The sequence below is a fragment of the Corallococcus interemptor genome (genome assembly GCF_003668875.1).
In the GTDB taxonomy this organism is placed as follows: domain Bacteria; phylum Myxococcota; class Myxococcia; order Myxococcales; family Myxococcaceae; genus Corallococcus; species Corallococcus interemptor.
Genome location: NZ_RAWM01000269.1, coordinates 1 through 1,032 on the forward strand (window position 1 = coordinate 1; position 1,032 = coordinate 1,032).

A 1,032-nucleotide genomic window follows, 5' to 3' on the forward strand; every position below is an offset into this window, starting at 1 on the left:
CCTCCGTCAGCAGCTGCTGCTGGTCCGGCTTGAGCGTGGGCATGGCCAGCGCCACGCGGGCGATGAGCAGCGAGCGCGCCAGCTGCGCGGTGGCGAGCTGACGGGGGCTGGGCGGGGGCTCCGCCTCCAGCAGCTTCTTGATGTCCCGGCTGGCCACCGCGTAGTTCGGCGCGTCCTGCTCCAGCATCAGCAGCGAGCGGCCCAGCAGCGACTCCGGGTGGTCCTTCTCGTAGCGCAGGGCGAAGTCGTAGTTCTTCCAGGCGGTGTTGTCCTGGCCCAGCCGGCGGTACACCGCGCCCAGGCCCGCGTAGACGCGCGGATCATCCGGCGCCAGCGCCTGCGCGCGCTCCAGGCTGTCACGCGCGCGCTCCAGGTCGCCCGCGTTCATCTGGATGAGGCCCAGCGTGAGGTACAGGAGCGAGGACGCCTTGTTCTGGTCGTTGAGCTCCTTGACCTGCGTCTCCAGCGAGGAGAGCGCGCCCTTGCCGTCACCGGAGTAGGTCTTGATCAGCGCCTGCGCGGCGATGAGGTGGCTGGACAGCTCCTTGCCCTTCTGGGCCGCCGCCAGGTGCTCCTCGGCCTGCCGGCGCGCGTCGTCGCCGCCGCCGTGCTCGCCCCAGCGGATGGCGTACGCGTACGCGAGGTAGCCGTGGGCCGCGGTGGAATCCGGATCCACCTCCAGCGCCAGGTCCGCCGCCTCGCACGCCTTCTTGTAGCTGGCGAACGAGTCGTGCTTCAGCTGCTCGGTGGCGACGTCCAGGTTCTTCTTGAGCTCGCGGCCGCGCTTCTTGGCCTGCGCCGAGTACCAGCCGTATCCACCCGCGAACAGCGGGATGAGGATGAGGAGGATGAGCGACAGCATCTTGCTGCCGTTGCTCTTGGCGGGGCTCTTGCGGCGCGACGACGGCTCGTCGTCGTCCTCCTCCACCTCTTCCACCACCACCTGCGGGCGGCGCTGGGTGGGGCGCGCAGCGGAGTCGTCCGACGTGCGCGCCGTGCGGGCCGCCTGCTGGGACGGGGCGTTGATGCGGC

1 pseudogene is annotated in these 1,032 nt (G+C 70.7%); it reads right to left on the bottom strand.

Annotated features, from left to right (window positions below):
* Positions 1-1,032: pseudogene (locus D7X96_RS39040) on the bottom strand (tetratricopeptide repeat protein); the annotation flags it as partial.